Source organism: Donghicola tyrosinivorans, assembly GCF_003003355.1.
Lineage (GTDB): Bacteria > Pseudomonadota > Alphaproteobacteria > Rhodobacterales > Rhodobacteraceae > Donghicola > Donghicola tyrosinivorans.
The window spans coordinates 116,011-134,761 of record NZ_PVTQ01000007.1; the positions used below are offsets into that span (position 1 = coordinate 116,011).

18 protein-coding genes are annotated in these 18,751 nt (G+C 60.3%); 12 read left to right on the forward strand and 6 right to left on the reverse strand.

What is annotated here, in order from left to right:
* Positions 1–3: 3 nt before the first annotated feature.
* Entirely contained in the window at positions 4–1,236 is a 1,233-nt protein-coding gene (locus tag CLV74_RS11745; RefSeq protein WP_106264917.1) for an aromatic ring-hydroxylating oxygenase subunit alpha, read from the reverse strand.
* Positions 1,237–1,376: 140 nt separating this feature from the next.
* Between CLV74_RS11745 and CLV74_RS11750 the strand changes: the two genes are divergently transcribed.
* The 4 genes from CLV74_RS11750 to CLV74_RS11765 all read left to right on the forward strand — a co-directional run bounded on the left by CLV74_RS11750 (position 1,377) and on the right by CLV74_RS11765 (position 6,257).
* Positions 1,377–2,300 carry a LysR family transcriptional regulator gene (locus CLV74_RS11750; RefSeq protein ID WP_106264919.1) on the forward strand — a complete coding sequence of 308 codons (924 nt, stop codon included), beginning with the start codon at positions 1,377–1,379 and terminating at the stop codon, positions 2,298–2,300.
* Positions 2,301–2,425: 125 nt separating this feature from the next.
* The gene (locus CLV74_RS11755; RefSeq protein ID WP_106264921.1) at positions 2,426–4,219 is read left to right on the forward strand and encodes a hypothetical protein; all 1,794 of its coding nucleotides are present in this window, start codon (positions 2,426–2,428) and stop codon (positions 4,217–4,219) included.
* 157 nt (positions 4,220–4,376) lie between these two features.
* A complete protein-coding gene (locus CLV74_RS11760; RefSeq protein WP_106264924.1) occupies positions 4,377–5,321 on the forward strand; it encodes a GlxA family transcriptional regulator in 945 nt (314 codons plus the stop codon).
* 255 nt (positions 5,322–5,576) lie between these two features.
* Positions 5,577–6,257, forward strand: coding sequence for a L,D-transpeptidase (locus CLV74_RS11765; RefSeq protein ID WP_106264926.1), 681 nt, complete (start codon positions 5,577–5,579; stop codon positions 6,255–6,257).
* Positions 6,258–6,280: 23 nt separating this feature from the next.
* On the opposite strand, the gene CLV74_RS11770 is transcribed toward CLV74_RS11765, so the two are convergent.
* Complete coding sequence (locus CLV74_RS11770) at positions 6,281–6,592, reverse strand: hypothetical protein (protein WP_106264928.1); 312 nt, start codon at positions 6,590–6,592, stop codon at positions 6,281–6,283.
* Between the two features lie 228 nt (positions 6,593–6,820).
* Positions 6,821–8,566, reverse strand: coding sequence for a PHA/PHB synthase family protein (locus CLV74_RS11775; RefSeq protein ID WP_106264931.1), 1,746 nt, complete (start codon positions 8,564–8,566; stop codon positions 6,821–6,823).
* Positions 8,567–9,035: 469 nt separating this feature from the next.
* Between CLV74_RS11775 and CLV74_RS11780 the strand changes: the two genes are divergently transcribed.
* Positions 9,036–10,325 (forward strand): PQQ-dependent sugar dehydrogenase, encoded by a 1,290-nt coding sequence (locus CLV74_RS11780; protein WP_106264933.1) that lies wholly within the window; start codon positions 9,036–9,038, stop codon positions 10,323–10,325.
* Positions 10,326–10,365: 40 nt separating this feature from the next.
* Here CLV74_RS11780 and hemC read toward each other — a convergent pair whose 3' ends face one another.
* On the reverse strand, positions 10,366–11,328 hold the full coding sequence (gene hemC / locus CLV74_RS11785) for a hydroxymethylbilane synthase (RefSeq protein ID WP_106264935.1): 963 nt from the start codon (positions 11,326–11,328) through the stop codon (positions 10,366–10,368).
* Between the two features lie 122 nt (positions 11,329–11,450).
* Here hemC and hemE point away from each other — a divergent pair, with 122 nt between their 5' ends.
* The 4 genes from hemE to CLV74_RS11805 all read left to right on the forward strand — a co-directional run bounded on the left by hemE (position 11,451) and on the right by CLV74_RS11805 (position 15,151).
* Positions 11,451–12,485, forward strand: coding sequence for a uroporphyrinogen decarboxylase (gene hemE / locus CLV74_RS11790; protein ID WP_106264937.1), 1,035 nt, complete (start codon positions 11,451–11,453; stop codon positions 12,483–12,485).
* 3 nt (positions 12,486–12,488) lie between these two features.
* Positions 12,489–13,343, forward strand: coding sequence for a glucosamine kinase nucleotide-binding domain-containing protein (locus CLV74_RS11795; RefSeq protein WP_106264939.1), 855 nt, complete (start codon positions 12,489–12,491; stop codon positions 13,341–13,343).
* Positions 13,340–14,446: an N-acetylglucosamine-6-phosphate deacetylase gene (nagA, locus tag CLV74_RS11800; RefSeq protein ID WP_106264941.1), complete on the forward strand. Its 1,107-nt coding sequence runs from the start codon at positions 13,340–13,342 to the stop codon at positions 14,444–14,446. The genes CLV74_RS11795 and nagA overlap by 4 nt, the downstream gene beginning before the upstream one ends.
* Before the next feature lie 150 nt (positions 14,447–14,596).
* Positions 14,597–15,151 carry an outer membrane protein gene (locus tag CLV74_RS11805; RefSeq protein WP_106264943.1) on the forward strand — a complete coding sequence of 185 codons (555 nt, stop codon included), beginning with the start codon at positions 14,597–14,599 and terminating at the stop codon, positions 15,149–15,151.
* 116 nt (positions 15,152–15,267) lie between these two features.
* Here CLV74_RS11805 and hemF read toward each other — a convergent pair whose 3' ends face one another.
* Complete coding sequence (gene hemF, locus CLV74_RS11810; protein WP_106264946.1) at positions 15,268–16,161, reverse strand: oxygen-dependent coproporphyrinogen oxidase; 894 nt, start codon at positions 16,159–16,161, stop codon at positions 15,268–15,270.
* 145 nt (positions 16,162–16,306) lie between these two features.
* Between hemF and CLV74_RS11815 the strand changes: the two genes are divergently transcribed.
* The 3 genes from CLV74_RS11815 (at position 16,307) to CLV74_RS11825 (ending at position 17,831) form a co-directional block, all read left to right on the forward strand.
* Entirely contained in the window at positions 16,307–16,930 is a 624-nt protein-coding gene (locus tag CLV74_RS11815; RefSeq protein WP_245888531.1) for a DUF3047 domain-containing protein, read from the forward strand.
* 199 nt (positions 16,931–17,129) lie between these two features.
* Positions 17,130–17,363 carry a DUF2798 domain-containing protein gene (locus CLV74_RS11820; RefSeq protein WP_106264948.1) on the forward strand — a complete coding sequence of 78 codons (234 nt, stop codon included), beginning with the start codon at positions 17,130–17,132 and terminating at the stop codon, positions 17,361–17,363.
* Positions 17,364–17,438: 75 nt separating this feature from the next.
* Positions 17,439–17,831: a hypothetical protein gene (locus CLV74_RS11825; protein ID WP_106264950.1), complete on the forward strand. Its 393-nt coding sequence runs from the start codon at positions 17,439–17,441 to the stop codon at positions 17,829–17,831.
* Positions 17,832–17,915: 84 nt separating this feature from the next.
* Here CLV74_RS11825 and CLV74_RS11830 read toward each other — a convergent pair whose 3' ends face one another.
* Positions 17,916–18,722 carry an SDR family NAD(P)-dependent oxidoreductase gene (locus tag CLV74_RS11830; RefSeq protein ID WP_106264952.1) on the reverse strand — a complete coding sequence of 269 codons (807 nt, stop codon included), beginning with the start codon at positions 18,720–18,722 and terminating at the stop codon, positions 17,916–17,918.
* Positions 18,723–18,751 lie beyond the last annotated feature (29 nt).

The window sequence follows — 18,751 nt, forward strand, 5'->3', positions numbered from 1 at the left end:
GCCTTATTCCGCAGCCATATGTTGCGGACCTTTTGCACGCAGCATCGTCTTCACGTACCAATCCACGAACTGATCCACGCCATCTTCCATGATCGGGCTGTAGGGACCGGGGACATAGGCAGGCGAGTTGATGCCGGTCTGGTTATCCTCAACGATCTGGCGATCTTCGTCGTTGGTGGCGATCCAGACCTCGGTCAGACGCTTCAGGTCATAATCCACGCCTTCCACCGCATCCTTGTTCACCAGCCAATAGGTGGTGACTTCGGTCTCTTGCGGACCGATGGGCGTGACGCGGAAGGTCATCGAGATATCGGGCAAGAAGTGGTTCCATGTGGACGGATAGTGAAACTTCAGCAGCGTTCCCGCATCCGGCACCGTGACGCGGCCCAGATTGCGGCGCGTCGCGGCCTTGCCATCCATCGTGTAGCTAACCGCATTCTCTTGCAGGGGCATGCGCGCCAGACGGTATTGCCCCGCGAACCCGCCCATGTAGAATTTGGACGGGGCGCCCGCAGCCTCGCATTTGTCAAAGTGGGCTTGCAGCCGCTCTGGCACGCTGCCATCAGCCGACACACCCGCCACCGCAGGATCCAGCGGGAACGACCGGCAAAGGGCCGGATGGGTGCCGGCACAATGGTAGCATTCGCGGTTGTTTTCCCAGACCAGCTTCCAGTTGCCCTTCTCGATGATCGAGGACGAATAGGCGACCTTGGCATTTTGCAACTCGTGCACCTCAAGATAGGGGCGCGCCGCATCGGCAAAGCTATCGAAATCGGGGGGCGTCTCGGCAAGGCAGATGTAGATCAGTCCGGCCAGTTCGCGCATATGAACAGGGTGCAGGTTGTGCTTGGAGGGGTTGAAATCCGGCCCCATATCACGCGCCCACAGCAGCTTGCCATCCAGATCATAGGTCCACTGGTGGTAGGGGCAGACCAGCTTGGCCACATGGCCTTCGCGCCCCTTGCAGATGATCGAGCCACGATGTCGGCACGAGTTGTGGAACGCGCGGATTTCACCGTCGCTGCCCTTCACCAGAATAACGTTAAACGCGCCGATTTGCAGCTGCGCATAAGATCCCGCCTTGGTCAGCTGGCAGGCAGGGATCGCGAACAGCCATTCGCGGTAAAAGATGTTCTCAAGGTCTTGGGCGTAGATTTCGGGGTCGGTGTAAAATGCCCGCTCAAGCGAATGGCCCGCTTCGCGGCGCATCAGCATATCGGAAAGCGCGTCAGACATCGGCCTGCCTCCGGTTAAAAGTGAACTCACCTCACCCAAAAGCAAAGAAAAGGGCTTAATCAATGGCAAAAAATCTCATCATAGATTAGATTAATTCATCTATGCACCATTCCGACACCAAATAGGCAGAAAGCGACCAGATGGCCCGTCCCTACGATCTTCCGTCAATGACGGCGCTGGTTTGTTTCGAAGCAGCTGCCCGAAACGTAAGCTTTCGCGATGCCGCAGCAGAGCTGAACGTGACCCCTGCTGCCGTCAGCCACCAGATCAAAGGGCTTGAAGATGATCTGGGCACGGCTCTGTTCCGTCGGCAGCATCGGGGGGTCGATCTGACTGAAACCGGTGCCTATCTATTCGTCGCCTTGCAACGGGGGCTGGAAGAAATCTCGGACGCCGTGCGTGAGGTCCGCCCGCGCGGCGATGCACTAGACGTGGTGGTGCAGGCCACCACCGCCATGAGCGCCTTTTGGTTGACCCCTCAGATCACCGCCTTCTGGAAGGTCCGGCCCGAGATTGTCGTCTCGCAAATGGTCAGCGACACCCCGTCGCGCAATGCCCACGCTGATCTGTCGATCCACTACGGACCGATCCCCGAGGGGGCCGAGGGATATGACGAATTGTTCCACGACCAGATCATTGCCGTAAGCGCACCCGGGTTCGCGCAAGCGCATAAAATCACCTGCGCCAAAGACCTGCTGAACGCGCCGCTGATCCACGTGCTGAACGAGGAAACCGACTGGACGGATTGGGCGGAATGGCTGGGGCACTTTGGCCTTGGCGCGCCAACGGGGCGCAGGATCGTAGTGAATAATCATATGATCGCCTTGCAGATGGCCAAAGACGGCGCAGGCGCGGTGCTGGCTTGGACCGGATTAACCGGCCCGCTGCTGGATAGCGGCGATCTGATGGCCGTAGTGCCTGACCGGATGCCATCGCCCCACGCCTTCCATCTGCGCACTCATGCCCGCGCGACGACGCAGGCAAAAGCCTTTCGCGACTGGCTGGTCGGCAAACGCCAGCAATCACCCAGCACGCGAACTACTGCATCGCGGAAAAATCCATAGCAAGAAAAAACAATCCTTTGGGATATATATAACGCCCAAAGATTAAGCAAACCGCCAAACGGGCATATCGACCTAAGCACAACATACATTCATCTTTCCGAAGGTATCTCCGGAGGATGAGTCTCGTGTCCTATATTTCAAACATATCGCTCGAACCTGATGCGCAAGCACAGGTGATCGACGCCGACAGCTTCGGTGCGCGCTATGTTTCGCTGCGCGGGTTCGACCGGTTTCTGGACCAGATCGGCCAGACCGATGTGGGCATGATCGTCTGGCCCGGTGGCGCGCTGGCAGAGAACAATGACGAACGCTACGGCATCCAGTACGAGGACCTCTACAGCGGCGACTACGACCGCCCCGGCCTGAGCGATTTGATGGCGCTGGCCCGCGACGAGCATCTGTCGCTATCCATCATCCTGCCCACCGCCCGTTATGAGGATGATCTGGAAGGTCTGCGCGTGGATGCCGCCGACTTCTTCACTGACCTCTTCAGCGGTACTTTCGGGGAACTGCCCGACAAACTGGTCATGGAGATGGGCAACGAATTCTACGCCAACTTCCACGGCATCGACGAAGCGGAAAAGGCTGAACACTATGCGGCTGTGGTCAACACCTACGCCGAGGTTCTTCACACACTGGAGGGCGAATTCGACGTTCACCCCGAAAACGTCGAATACAGCATCCAGCTTGGCCGCACCGAAGATGGCAATGCAGCCCTGATCGAGGCCATGAGCGAAGACGCTCTGACCCTGCCCGACATGCTGTCCACACATCGCTTCACCCATAGCGCCGAAGGGGCCGACCGCGCCGTCGACGTGATCGAGGCCGCCCATGAGATGTGGTCCGACACCGCCGAGGAACTGGGCGGCGAAGGGCCGGGTCTTTATCTGTCGGCCTACAACGCCGCATCGCTTTCGCGGGTTGAGGCGGCAGAGGATTTTCTGTCCACCCATGACCACGACGGTCTAACCGTGGATGATCTGGATCTGGACGGACGCAGCAATCTGGAATTCGAACAGCACTATCAGGATATGCTGGCCACCCGCGCGATGGGCATGGAACACGCTGAAACCCTTCTGCAGACCTTCTCTGACTATCACGCCATCGGCGCCGAGGCCGCAGGGGTCTATGGCTGGGATCTGACGCACAGCGGCGCCTCCAGCTACACCGATGTGAATGGCGAGGCGCACATTTTTGTAGGAGGCCAAATTCAGGACATGATGGCCGAAAGCCTGAACGGCACACGCATCCTGAACTGGCACGATGCCAACGATCACACAAACGACGACGCGGCCACCGCTTACGCCTTTGACAGCGCCGACAAGCTGGTGCTGTTTCTGGGCGCTCCCAAAACGCTGGACGGGCCGCAAACGGTACAAATCGATCTGCGGGGGTTGGGGGACACCGCAGGAGTTTGGGGCCAGAGCCTACACGCCGAGGTTCCCGAGGACTGGCACACTCTGTTCAATGTGCCGGTCGTTGAGGGTGTCGATCAGACCCCCGAAAGCCTGAAGTACGCCGAAGGTATCCGCGAACAGATCGATCTGACGCAAGACGGCAACGTCATGAGCTTTGACTTCACCCGCCCCGATGAGATGGTGCGCCTTGTCTTTGCCCGCTCGGACGCAGGCATCGCCGAGATTGCGGAATGGGCTGATGGCGCGATGCTGTCGGTTGATCCGGACGCCTTCGACGACACTGAACTGGCTGCAGATGACGCTCTGATAGACACAAGCGGCCTGATGACCCATGAAACCCTGCCGGACGATGACTTGTTCTCGGACGACGCGCATTTTGCGGAAGATGAGGACGAAGAAGAAGACGCCATGTCTGCTGATGACGGCGGCGGCGATGATGGTGGCGACATGGGCGGATTGCTGGCCGCGCTGGTGATGGGCCTCTTGGCTGCTGCGTTGTAATACAGCCCAAAGCGCTTTGCCGCCTTCTCATTAGATGAATGCTGCTTGACGAATGCTTCCCTACGGGCAAATCTTTAACATTCGTTAAATTCGAGCATTCGGGCTGCGGGTCGATCATCGCCCCTGCGCAGCCACCTGACCGGGTAGGAGAGACATTTTGGCCGAACCCCAGCATTTCCTGTTTGTCTTTGTCGGAGAGTTCACGCAGCTGGCCTTTGCCAATGCGATCGAGCCCCTGCGCATCGCAAACCGGATGTCGGGCGAAACCCTATATACATGGTCCTTCATGTCGGAAGACGGCGGCGCTGTGACCGCTTCAAACGGGGTGCGGATGCTGATGGATCACAGCTTCAACGACTGCGTGACCTTTGATCAACTGTTCATCATCACCGGCAATGACGTGCAGGAGCATATTTCCAAGCGGCTGCTGGCTCTGGTTCGGCGCACCCGTTATCAGGGCATTCCGGTTGCTGCCTTCTGTTCAGGCGCTTTTGTCTTGGCCGAGGCAGGCTTGCTGGACGGGCGCAGCGTCGCCCTGCACTGGGAATTCCACGCCGCCTTTGCCGAAACCTACCCCGACATTGACCTGTCACCAGGCGTTTATGTCAAAGACAGCGCGATCATGACCGCCGCAGGGGGCCAAGCCGCCGCCGACATGGTGCTGGACCTCATCGCGGCCCGTCATGGCGAAGGGCTGGCCGTAACGGTTTCGGACCAGATGGTCTACAACTCGGTCCGGACTGCCAGCGCCACCCAGCGGGTCTCGTTTCAGGCGCGTTTCGGCATCCGTTGCGACGTGCTGTCGAAAGCCATGCAAGTGATGGAGCGCGATCTGGACGCCATCACCACCATGACCGAAGTGGCTGCCCACACTGGCGTTTCCATCCGCCAGCTTGAGCGGCTATTCAAAAAACACCTGAACACGACCCCCAAAAAGCACCTGCAAACCCTGCGTTTGGCCCGTGGCCGCCAACTGCTGCAACAGACCGAGATGTCCGTGACCGAAGTAACCTTGGCCTGCGGCTTCGAAAATCCCAGCCATTTCTCGCGGGTCTACCGGCAGGCCTATGGGGTAGGTCCGCGCCAACAGAGGGCAATTTGACGGCAAACATCCCCTTTGTCGCCCTTGTTTCGTTGCTTTTCTGCGACGTCTCCTAAAGTTTTCTAACAGTGATCTCGCTCTGGAAAAGCACCTGTGCTAGGGCCTGACAAACTAAAACAACTTTTCAACACTTTCGAATTAAATCGCCCGCACACGGGAACGTTATTGTCCCATCCGGCTTTCCCGTGCGTTGCCTTTTCACAGACAGCCGCCCTTCAAGGTGGCGCGACGACATTCGAGACAGGAGAGCACACTTTGCTGACCAGACGCCATTTCATCCAGACCTCAGCCGCTCTGTTTTCCGCGCCGCTCGTCTCGGCGCCCTTCGCCGCTCCGGCTTTGGCAGAACGCACCTCGGATAGCTCCATGTGGGACAGCTGGGACCGTCAGGTGACCCCGATGGACTATGACATGCACACGTCGAACCCGTGGGGCCTGCAAAGCCGCTTTCTTCCCGTTCAGGTCGAAGCCAAAAGCGGCGTGCGCCCCGGCTCGATCCACGTGGATGCAGTAGCCCGTTACCTTTACCATGTGAAAAGCGACGGCACCGCGATGCGCTACGGCGTCGCGATCGCAAAGGGCAACCTCTATGAGCCCGGCGTCTACAATGTCCGCCGCAAGTCGAAATGGCCCAGCTGGACCCCGACCCCCGCAATGATCGAGCGGGAACCGGACACCTATTCCCAATTCGAAGACGGCATGCCCGGTGGACCCAAGAACCCCTTGGGATCGCGCGCGCTCTATCTTTATCAGGGAAACCGCGACACCTACCTGCGCATCCACGGCACGCCCCATCCGGGGTCGGTCGGCGGCCGCGCCAGCTCGGGCTGCGTACGGATGGTGATGGCCCACATCATCGGCCTCTACGAAGAGGTTGATCCCGGCGTCACCGCATATCTCTACCCGCCAGAAGACCGCATCACTGCGGCCAGCTGACAGGCAACGAAAAAGGATCGCGCTTACGTCGTTGGCGTAGGCGCGGTTGTCTCTACCGTTGCGGGTGCTTCGACCACCGTGCAGATCGGATTGCCAGCGTTGGTGCGCAGGGGCAGCATGGTCACTTCGACCGCATTTTCATGACGATACCAGTAGCACCCGTCATTCGGGTTCAGCTGCACCGCGGTCAGATCCTGATAGGGGGCCGCCATAGCAACCACTTGCTCGGGCACCACAATCAGATAGCCCTCTTCGGTCACAGTCGGCTCTGCCGCACAAGCCGCAAGCCCCAAAACCAGAAGCAACGGCGCAACAGGCCGGAAAACAGTCTTCATCGAATTTCTTACCTTCATTCTATCCGGACAAGCGCACGCTGGACGCAAACCCGCAAACCTTTTTAGAAAATATGGCAACGCCCGCGCGAAGCAAGCCAAACCACCCACGCCCTATCTGCCAGCCCGCGAATAAAAACGCACGCCGCTTATTTCATCTTGGCAAAAATACCTTCGCCGAAGGCATTGCGGGCCCTAAGGCCCGCAACTTCTCACCAAAGCGCTTCAGGCTTAGTTGGCTCTAATCTTCACATACGTCCCTGGTGCTGCGCCTAGATCGGTCTCGACAGGTGTGCGCGCCGGAACAGCCTCGCCCGAGCGGGGGCGGAGCCATTCGCTCCACAAGGGCCACCATGACCCCTGGTTGAACTTCGCAGCCTCTAGCCAGTCATCCGCAGCGCCGCTCAGCTGCTTGTTGGTGTAATGGCCGTATTTGCCCTTGGAAGGCGGATTCACGATCCCAGCGATATGGCCCGACTGAGATAGGATGAAGGTCTTGTCGTCCGAGCCCATCTTCCCGACACCGCGATAGCAATCCTTCCAAGCCGCGATGTGATCAGTCTGCGCTGTGATCGCCATGAGGGGCACTTTGACATCCGCAACGGACAGGGTGTGGCCCATCAGCTGGAATGTACCTTCGGAAAAGGCGTTAGCCTGACAGAGTCCCCGCAGGTACTGCATCGTCATCTTGCCGGGCAGGTTCGTACTGTCGCCGTTCCAATAGAGCAGATCGAACGCAGGCGGCGTTTCACCCAGCATATAGCTACGGATTGCAGGCGCGTAGACCAGATCGTTAGACCGCAGGAAGGACATGGTGCGCGACATCACGCGGGCGGGCAGATAGCCGCAACGTTCCACCTCGACCTCAATCCCGTCAACGAAGTCATTCTGCAGGAAGGGCGTGAATTCCCCTTGCTCCGCGAAATCCGTCAGTGTGGTAAAGAATGTCGCCGAGTTCACAGACGTGTCGCCGATCTGATCCAGAAGCGACAGGGTCAGCGACAGAGTGGTGCCTGCGATGCAATAGCCCACTGCATTGACCGAAGGTTGGCCGGTGATCACCTTGGCGGCCTCGATCGCGGCCAGATAGCCGTCGGTAATATAGTCCTCAAGGCCCGCGTCCGCCAAATCCGCACCGGGATTGATCCATGAGACCACGAACACCGTGTAGCCTTCGTCCACCAGCCAGCGGATCATCGAGTTCTGGGGTTTGAGGTCCAGCACGTAGAATTTGTTGATCCAAGGGGGGAAGATCACAATCGGGACTTCCTGCACCGTTTCGGTGGAGGGGGCGTATTGGATCAGCTCCATCATCTTGGTGCGCAGGACGACCTGACCTGGCGCTGTGGCGATGTTGTCACCGACCGAAAAGGCGCTTTCATCCACCAGTTTGACCAGCAGTGCCCCGTCGTTGGCCTCAAGATCGCTGACAAGGTTCTCAAGCCCCTTCAGCAGGCTTTCCCCTTCGGTCTCCATCGCACGGCGCAGGGCCGCAGGGTTCGAGCCCAGAAAGTTGTTCGGCGCCATCAAATTCACGATCTGATCCGTGAAGAACTGCAACCGGCGGCGGTCGGTTTCGGGCAGTGAACTGATGCCCGCCACAGCCTGCTGCATTGCATTGGCACTGACCATATATTGGCGCTTGAGATAGTCGAACCACGGGTTGTCCTGCCAGTCGGCGTCAGCGAAACGCTTGTCCAGCACCTCTCCGTCATCACTGGCCTTATGCATTGCCCCTTTCCACGCGTTGACCGATGCCTGCCAAAAGTTTGTGGCCTGCTCGACCGCTTGCACAGGATTGCCAAGGGTCTGCTGCCACCATGCGGCGGCGGTTGTTGCGTAAAGATCCAATCCCGGTCCTTCGATGCCAGGGTTCGGTGTGGGCTGCTTTGCCAGCGCTTGTGTCATCCGCACCGTCAGGTTCTGAAGGCGCTGCGTCATCTCTGCAGCACGCATCAATCCTACATCTTCACTCATAGTCCCCTCCCCAAGCGCCTTTCGGCGTATCGCCACCAGTACTGAACACCGGCAGCTTTAAAATCCACGCCCTGATTTGCGGCCAAGCCACCCAGCCTCGGCGATTGCCTCAAGGCAGGGACAGGGGCGGTACGTTCAATGCCCTACCAGCCATCATGCATGATCTTCATGACAGCACAGCACGCTTCGGGACCGATCAGCTCTCCCAACTTGATCCGCCCGTAAGATGATTAGTCCTCAGGCGACGCGCCGCGTCAATGGACCCCCGCCCCAGAACGGAAATATTCCGCACCGTTAGCCGTGATGATAGGGCGCGGCAGAGTGCAACGGCGGTTTTTGCCGCAAAGGGATAGGACCTGTGACATGCACCGCCACACGCTTGGTGGCACACGAATAAGTTGCCGATCCCGCGCCGCTTCCGATAGGCTAGCGCTAACACGCAGACATGCGGAAAGATGGGGAAGCGGACATGGAACTGATCGCGAAAGCTACAGCGTTGGTAGGCGGCACGATTGCCTTTGTGCGGCGCATGAATTCACCGCAGCAGCAGGCCTTTGGCACCGCGCCAGAGATTCCCGAGGCCCGCAAACAAGGCATTATGACCCTAAAGATGCCCGCGGCCGAGGGGTGGAAAGACGGGCACCTGCCCACATGTGCACCGGGCCTGAAGGTCAACGCCTTTGCATCAGGTCTGGATCACCCGCGCTGGATCAAGGTGCTGCCCAATGGCGATGTACTGGTAGCCGAATCCAAAGAACAGGCCGGACCGCCCAAAACCCTGATGGACCACGCCGCCCAAGCCACCATGCGCCGCGTCAAAGCCATCGGCAAAAGCGCGAACCGCGTGACCTTGTGGCGGGATACGGACGGGGACGGCACCGCCGAAATCCGCGAGGTCTTCGTTGAAAACCAGAACCAGCCCTTCGGGATGGAACTGGTCGGCAACCGCTTTTATCTGGGCAATACGGACGGCATTCGGGTCTTTGACTTCACCGTCGGGGATACGGCGTTACAGGGCAGCGGCGAAAAGCTGGTGGACTTTAAACCCCACGGCCATTGGACGCGCAGCCTGTTGGCATCGCCTGATGGCAGCAAGATTTACGCAGGCGTGGGGTCTTTGTCGAACATCGGCGATCAGGGGATGGAGGTCGAAGAAGGCCGCGCCACGATCTGGGAATTGGACGTGGCCAGTAGTGACGCACGCATCTTTGCCTCGGGCCTGCGTAACGCGGTCGGCATGGCGTGGGAGCCGGTAACGGGCAAGCTGTGGACCGTGGTGAACGAACGGGACGGTCTGGGGGATGAAACCCCGCCGGATTACCTGACCTCGGTGGTGGATGGGGGCTTTTACGGCTGGCCCTACTGCTATTGGGGCCAGACGGTGGATGACCGCGTGCCTCAGGATGCGGAACTGGTCGCCAAGGCGATCCAGCCCGATTACGCGCTTGGGGGTCACACGGCCTCGCTCGGGCTGTGCTGGATGCCCGAAGGCACCCTGCCGGGCTTTGGCGATGGCATGGTGATCGGGCAGCATGGATCGTGGAACCGGTCGAAGCTGAGCGGTTACAAGCTGATCTTTGTGCCGTTCAAGGACGGCAAGCCCAGTGGCCCGTCGCGGGATATCCTGTCGGGCTTTCTGTCCGAGGATGAAAAGCTGGCATATGGCCGCCCTGTGGGCGTTGTCATCGGGCCGGACGGGAAGTCCCTGCTGATGGCAGATGATGTGGGTGACATCATCTGGCGCGTCACAGGAGCCTGAGCGTGAAATGAAAAAGCCCCGCGATTGCGGGGCTTTGTTCTTATTCCTCGCGGAAGTCGAAGAAACCGGGACCGGCTTTTTCCAGCAAGTCCTTTGCCATCGCAATCCCCAGCGCCGCGGCCTCGGCCACGGGTGCGGTGCGATCGTCTTGCAAACGCTCGGACCCGTCGGGGCGCAGGATTTCACCGCGCAGACGGATCTGGTCGCCATCGATCTGGGCCAGCGCCGCAATCGGCGTCTCGCACGAGCCATCCAGCGCCGCAAGGAACGAGCGTTCTGCGTTCATCAGAACCTGCGTGGTCGCGTCATGGATTGCGGCCAGCATCTCACCGGCCATCGCGTCATCGGCGCGGCGTTCGATGCAGATCGCGCCTTGGGCCACGGCGGGCAGCATCTCATCGGGCGAGATGGCGGATTTCGCCACATCGCTCATGCCCAGACGGTTCAGGCCGGCCATTGCAAGGAAGGTGCAATCAGCGACGCCATCTTGAAGTTTCTTCAATCGGGTCTGCACGTTGCCACGGAACTCAACCACTTTCAGATCGGGACGGACCTGCAACAGCTGCGCTTTGCGGCGCAGGCTAGAGGTGCCGACCACCGCGCCAGCGGGCAGTTCGGCGATCGAGCCAACAGTCGCCGACACAAACGCATCGCGCACATCTTCACGGGGCAGGAAGCAATCGATCACCAGACCTTCAGGCTGCGCAACCGGCATGTCCTTGGTCGAATGCACCGCAATGTCGATCTCTTTGGCCAGCATGGCCTCTTCGATCTCTTTGGTGAACAGGCCCTTGTTGCCGATCTCTTTCAGGGGACGGTCCGCATCGATCATGGCGCGGTTGTCCCCTGTGGTCTTGATCACCACGATCTCGAACGCCTCTTCGGGCAGATCGAAAGCGGCCATCAGACGGGCGCGGGTCTCATAGGCCTGAGCCAGCGCCAGCGGGCTGCCGCGGGTGCCGATACGCAGGGGCTGGTCGGGGGTGGGTCGCATCTGTGTCATGTGGCAATCGATAGACCGCCAAAGCCCCCCTGCGCAAGCGCGATACCACGGGTCGCAGGCGGTTGGCCTTGACAGATTGTCCCAGACGCGGGACCACACTGGCAAAGAGAACTGAGGACATCATGGCCGAGACCAAACCGCTGCTGCGCGCCCTGTCGGGCGAAACCCTGCCCACCCCGCCCATCTGGATGATGCGTCAGGCAGGCCGCTATCTGCCCGAATACCGCGAAACCCGTGCGCAGGCGGGGGATTTCCTGTCCCTTTGCTACAACAGCGATCTGGCCACCGAAGTCACCTTGCAGCCGATCCGCCGCTATGGGTTCGATGCCTCGATCCTGTTTGCCGACATTCTGCTGATCCCCGACGCCCTTGGTGCCGATCTGTGGTTTGTGACCGGCGAAGGCCCGCGTCTGTCCACGATCACCACCGAAAGCGACTTTGCCAAACTAAAAGGCGCGGATGACATTCACGACCATCTGGCCCCCGTTTACCAGACCGTCCGCAATCTGGCCGAGGCCCTGCCCGATGAGGTTGCGCTGATCGGTTTTGCCGGTGCCCCTTGGACTGTTGCGACCTATATGATCGCTGGTCGCGGCACCCCTGATCAGGGCCCTGCCCATCAGTTGATGGCGGAAAACGTCACGCTGTTTGAGGCGCTGATCGACCGTCTGACCGCCTCTACCATTGAATATCTGTCGATGCAGATCCGCGCAGGTGCGGAATGCGTCAAGCTGTTCGACAGTTGGGCAGGTTCGCTAAAGGGCGAGGCTTTCCTGAAGTACGCGCAGGCCCCCGCCAAGCGCATCATCGAAGAGATCAAGGACCGTCACCCCGGCGTGCCGATCATCGCCTTCCCCCGTGAAGTGGGCGAGAACTATGTGGGCTTTGCCAATGCCACCGGCGCTGATTGCGTTGCGCTGGACAACTCGGTCAGCCCTGAATGGGCGGCGGCGAATGTGCAGGTGGATGGCTGCGTGCAGGGGAACCTGAAGTCCTCGCATATGGTGACCGGCGGTCAGGCCCTGATCGACGAGACCCGCCATATCGTCGAGGCCTTCAAAAACGGGCCCCATATCTTCAACCTTGGTCACGGCATTACGCCCGACGCGGACCCCGCGAATGTGCAGCTGATGATCGACACGGTTCGCGGGGCATAACCCATGACAGACCCGATCCGCATAGCAGTTGATGGTGGCGGTTCGGGCTGCCGGATGGTTCTGAGACATGGCGACCAGCGGGTCGAGGTCTCGGGCGGTCCGGCCAATGTGACCAGCGCCCCTGAGCGGTCGATTGAAAACCTGCAGGCGGGGCTGGCATCGCTGGCCGCTGCCGCAGGGCTGGACTGGGCCGATCTGCTTGAGGCCCGCGTGTGCATGGGCTTGGCCGGTGTGCTGGACGATACCGACCGGATGCGGGTCGCGGCCTCGTTCCCCGATTTCCTGCATTTGCGGGTTGAGGATGACCGCGCCATCGCCCTGCGCGGGGCGTTTCTGAACAGCGGCACTGGCGCTGTGGCAGGCATTGGCACAGGCTCATACGTAGGGGTGATGACCGGCGGTCAGGCGCGATTTGCGGGCGGCTGGGGCTTTGCCCTTGGGGATGAGGCCAGCGGCGCATGGCTGGGGCGCGAGGCCTATCGCGCCGCACTGTCCGCCTATGACGGATCAGGACAAGCCTCTGATTTCACGGAAAACTTGCTGCAACACGGGCCAGCGGACCTGATGCGCCGCGCCGCGCAAATGAGCGCGCCCGAGTTTGCCGAACTGGCCCCCGATGTGGCGGGCGCGGCCCGTGCTGGTGATGTGGTTGCCGCCGATCTGATGAGCCGCGGTGCCGACTATCTGCACCGGACTTTGTTGCAGCTTGGCTGGACCGAAGACGTACCGCTGGCGCTGATGGGCGGGCTTGGCGCGACCTATGTGGAATTCCTGCCCCGTCCCATGCAGATCGCCCTAGCCGAGCGCGATGGCAGCCCGCTGGACGGCGCATTTGCCTACACGGCAGAGATGCCATGATCCTTGAAGGGGCACGGCTGTTTGACGGGGTAAAGCTGCACGCGGGCGGCTCGGTCCACATCAAGGACGGGCGCATCAGCGGACTGGATTTTGCCAAAGGGATCGACCTTGGCGGCGGCTATCTGTGCCCAGGCTATGTGGATTTGCAGGTGAATGGCGGCGGCGGCGTGATGCTGAACGAGGCCCCTACCGCCCAGACCCTTGCCAACATGTCCGAAGCCCACGCGCGGCTTGGGGCAACGACCCTGCTGCCAACCCTGATCACCGCCCCTCTGGAGGTCTTTCAAGACACGGTGAACGCCTTTGAAGAGGCCAGAAAACAAGGGGTTCGCGGGCTGGCGGGGCTGCATATCGAAGGCCCGCACATCACCCGTGCCGGTGCCCATGACCCCAGCTTGCTGCGCCCTTTAACGGAGGTCGAGATCAGCCTCTACGCCCATGCGGCGCGGATCGTCGGGCATCTGAAACTGACCGTTGCTCCAGAGCTTGTGCGCCCTGATCAGATCGCCGAACTTCAAGCGGGCGGCGTGCAGGTTTTCCTGGGCCACACGGACGCCGATTATGATACCTGCTGCGCGGCCAGCGCAGCGGGAGCCGAAGGATTTACCCATCTTTTCAATGCCATGAGTGGTCTGTCGCACCGAGCGCCGGGCTGTGTGGGTGCGGCTCTGAATGACCCCACCATGAGCGCCGGATTGATTGCCGATGGCGTCCATGTCCACCCTGACCTGCTGGCAATGGTCTGGCGGGCCAAGGCGGGTGAGGACCGGCTGTTTCTGGTCAGTGACGCGATGGCTGTCGCCGGAACCTTGGACCAGAGCTTCACCCTGAATGGCCGCACGGTGATGCGCCGCAATGGTTGCCTGACGCTAGAAGACGGCACACTAGCCGGAGCCGATCTGGACCTGAGCACCGCCGTTCGCAACATGGTGCTTTCAGGTGTGCCGTTGCGCGACGCATTCGCCATGGCAACCCGCGTGCCTGCCGATCTGATCGGTCGCACCGACATCGGCCGGATCGAGGTTGGCGCGCGCGCCGATCTGATACACCTGAGCGATGATCTGGAATTACTCGGGGTTTGGCGCGAAGGGGTAAAACTTTAGTTGGAAGCTTGCGCCCAATACAGCTAAGTCATTGCAATAATTTTGTTTTGAGTGACGCACCAGCAACATCCAGAATCTTTGCGCCTGCAGCAATTCAAGTCACCCAAAGAGATGGCAGAGTGAGATCTTTATAGATTTAAGGATTTCATCATGAACGCGAAAGCTTTTGTGTATTCGCTGCTTTTTGCCGCGGCAGGAACGTCTGCGATGGCGCAGGATATTTCCAGCAGCTGGACCGGATTTTACGCCGGTCTTCATGTGGGCGAGGGTCAAGGCACAGTTACCTATCGGGAAAAGTCCCGCGACGTCACCCTATCGGACACCACCGGAATTCACTTGGGCTTCATGCACGACCTGAATGACTGGGTCGTCGGAGGCAAATTGTCTTATGACAAACTGGATGTAACTGGCACTTCAGATCAGGCCTTGCTTCTGCGGGGCAGCGCGCGGGTTGGATTTAATGCGGGCCGTTTCCTGCCTTTTGTGACTGTCGGCTCAGCGACCATGAACAGTGACAGTGCCAAGAAAAATGTGACCGGCGTGGCCTATGGTCTTGGGCTGGTCATGAAGGCGACTGAAAACGTGCTGGTCGAACTGGAATACAACCGCTTCGAATTCGTAGACCAATTGAAAAAAGAAACTGGTCTGAAAGACGTGGACGTAGAAGGCGGCGTCGGCGAGCTGTCGATCAGCTACCGGTTCTGATCTCAGCGCAAGCCCTTGATTTTACGTAAAATCAAGGGGTGGTTCTGCGTATGGATAACGTATGGCAAACGTACATACGTTTGCGGGGAATGGGGCGGGTTGCGCCCCATTCGGGATCAGACCCACTTGGCCAGCGGAGGCAGGCTCATGAGGACGGCGTTGGCGTCGTGGCCGGTCTCCAGGCCAAATTTGGTCCCGCGGTCGTAGACAAGGTTGTATTCCGCATAAAGACCACGGTGCACCAGTTGGGTGTCCTTGTCCGCATCGCTCCAATCCGTATCGCGGCGCTTTTCTACCAGCGGCAGATAGGCGGGCAGGAAGGCGCGGCCAATGTCTTGGGTCAGCTTGAAGTCCGCTTCCCAGTCACCGCTGCACTGATCGTCCATGAAGATGCCGCCGACGCCGCGGGCGCGGTTGCGGTGGGGGACGTAGAAATACTCGTCCGCCCATGCCTTCAGCTTGAGGTACCAATCGGCCCCGTGGGGGTCGAGGTGCGCCTTTTGCGTGTCGTGGAAGTGGGCGGTGTCTTCGTCATATTCGATGCAAGGGTTCAGGTCCGAGCCGCCACCGAACCACCACGCATGGGGCGTCCAGAACATACGGGTATTCATGTGGACGGCAGGGGCATGGGGGTTCTGCATATGGGCCACAAGGCTGATGCCGCTGGCCCAGAACCGCGGGTCCTCTTTCATGCCCGGAATGCCTTTGCGGGCGGCCATGGCGTGCTGCGCCCGTTCACCCAAGGTGCCGTAGACGGTCGAGATATTCACGCCGACCTTTTCAAAGACGCGACCACCGCGCATTACCGACATCAGGCCGCCGCCTGCGTCGCTGCCGTCTTCAGCGGTGCGCTTGGTGGGGGTGACTTCGAACCGGCCTGCGGGCAAGCGATCCGCGAGGGGGCCGGTGTGACTGTCCTCGAGCCCTTCAAAGGCGGCGACGATCTGGTCGCGCAGTTCCTTGAACCATGCGCTGGCGCGTTCGCGTTCGGTGACGAGTTCTTCGGTCATGGGCCCTCTCATGTGCCTTGGCGTTGTTGGGCACTTGGCTAGCAGGTAGCAGCGGGCCTGACCAGAGGCAGGGCTGACGCAGTTGTGAGGAAAGGTCATGAACCAAGGGGGCGTTGATGTCGTATCAGACCGTATGAGACATCTGATGCCCCTTCTGGCCTGCGTGCTACTGCCCTCTACCCTGCTTGCCCTGCCCTTTGATGGCAGTTGGCGAGAGCAGCGGTTTTCGCTGTTCTCCTCGAACGATTACACCCAGCGCGGGGCCGCGCTGGAGATTGTGTCGGATGGGGCGGTGTCCCTGCTGTGGCGGGCGGTGCCTGCGGAGGTGCGCGGGGCGCGGCAGGCCATGTGGCGCTGGCAGGTGGATCAATCGGTGCCTGCCACCGATCTGGCCCGCAAGGGTGGCGATGACCGGAATATGTCTTTGTATTTCGTGTTCCTGCCGAATGATCTGGTGGCCGAGGCCGAGGGCCGCCCGATCCGCTGGCTTTTGAAGCGCCCCGAGGTGCGGGTGCTGCTGTATGTCTGGGGCGGCAAGGGCGCGCGCGGGCGGCTGGTGCCTTCGCCCTATTTGCTGGGGCAAGGTACGTCTGTAGTCCTGCGGGATGCGGGAACTGGCGCGTTTGCTGAGACGGTGGATCTGGCCACGGACTATCGCCGCGCTTTTGGCCATGAAGCGGGGGCGCTGGTGGGCTTGGCCGTCTCAAGCGATGGTGACGATACAGGCAGCGTGGTTCGGGCAACGCTGTCAGAGCTGGAATTGCGCTGAAGGACCGTTGACTTGCGGCCTTTGCACCCCTAGCTGACGTTTAGCCGAAAAACGCAGGACCGGTACGGTTATCCCGGTCATCGCAGTTGCGAGAGTTAGTCGGGGGCATCCCCTCCGAACCCACGGCATCCGACCCGTTTTATCGGGGGATGCTGTCTGCGTATGCGTCGGGCCATCCTCCACCATGAAAGGACAGCCGATGCAGGCCAAGAAGATGATCATCACCGCCCAACTTTTCATTTCCGCCATGATGGCCCTGTTTATGACCGGACTTTTTAGTGCGCTTCAGGATGGGTTAACGGTTCTGTGGCTAGAACACTGGGGCCAGCGTTTTGTGGTGGCGTGGCCGATTGCCTTTGTGGCCTCGATGGTGATCGGGCCACTGGGGTTTGCCATGGCGCGGCGCGTGCTGCGTATTCCCGCCGAACAGTAAGGCACTGGCGCAGGCGTGAGTTGGCCTTTGGGGCGCGGGCGCTTATGATTGGGGCCGAAGTCTATGAGGTGACGAATGGTCCGTTATGTGATGCCTTTGGCGCTGGCCCTGTTGCTGGCGGCCTGCGCCAGTCCGCAAGAGAAATGCCTGCGCGACAGTGCGCGGGAATTGCAGGTGATCGACGCTTTGATCGCCGAGCAGCAACTTGTGGTCGCTCGGGGCTACCGCGTGGTTGAGAAGCTGGAGCCGCGGAACGAGTTGGTCTTTTGCATGGGAGACCGTCGGCGGAACGTGGGTGTCAGCTTTTGCAATGAAACCCGCATGACGTCCCGTGAAGAGGCTGTGGCCGTGGATATGGAGCTTGAGCAGCGCAAGCTGACGCAACTGATCGCCAAGCGCGATGCGCTGGTCAGCAGCACATCGCGGACGCAAGCGGCCTGTATGGCGCTGCCCGGACCGCGCCAGTAACGCGGCCAGTAAAGTGCCAGTTCTGGAAATGAAAGAACGCGCCTCTTTCGGGGCGCGTTTGTGTTTGCTGTGGTGCGGATCGCCTTAGTGGGCGGGGGCGCTGACCGGATCCAAAAGGGTGCGGCCACCGTCCACGGTCACCACCTGCCCCGTCATGAAGCTGGCCCCGTCCGAGGCCAGAAACTGCGCCGCTTCGGCCAGTTCGGTGGCCGAGGCAATACGCGCCATGGGGGTGTGACCTTCGATTTCGTCACGGAAGTCCGTATGTTCTTTCAGGATGTCCTTGAGCGAGCAGCTCATGACCGACCCGAAGGCCAGCGCGTTCACGCGGATGCGCTCGGGCGCGAGGGCGACGGCCATCGATCGGGTCATCTGCTCTAGCGCGGCAGAGCTGACCGAGAAGGCCAGCATGTCGGGGTTGGTCCGACGGGCCGCGATGGACGAGAGGTTGATGATGGTGCCCGCTTGCAGGATGTCCTCTTGCCCTTTGGCCTGTTTGATCATGCGCTTGGCCACCAGCTGGGTCATACGCAGGCTGATCAGCAGGTTCTGCTGCAAGAGCGCCTCGACGTTGTCGGCCTCTTGGTCGAGCGGGTCCGAGGTCACCACCTGACGGGAGGCGTTCACCAGAATATCCACGTTTTCAAAGGCGTCGATGGTGGCGGACAGCAGGTTCGCTTGCGCCAGACGTTCACGCAGATCACCGGCGAAATAGGCGACGTTGCTGGGGCGAGAGGCGTCATCACCCACTTCGCGCAGCAGCTGCTCTTCGTCCATGTCCGCGAACATCACATTCGCGCCCTCTTTGGCAAAGTGGCGTCCGATGGCCAGACCGATGCCATTTGCGGCACCGGTGACGATCGCTGTCTTACCGGAAATTGAAAAACTCATTGCTCAGAGACTCCTGCCAGCAATTCGCG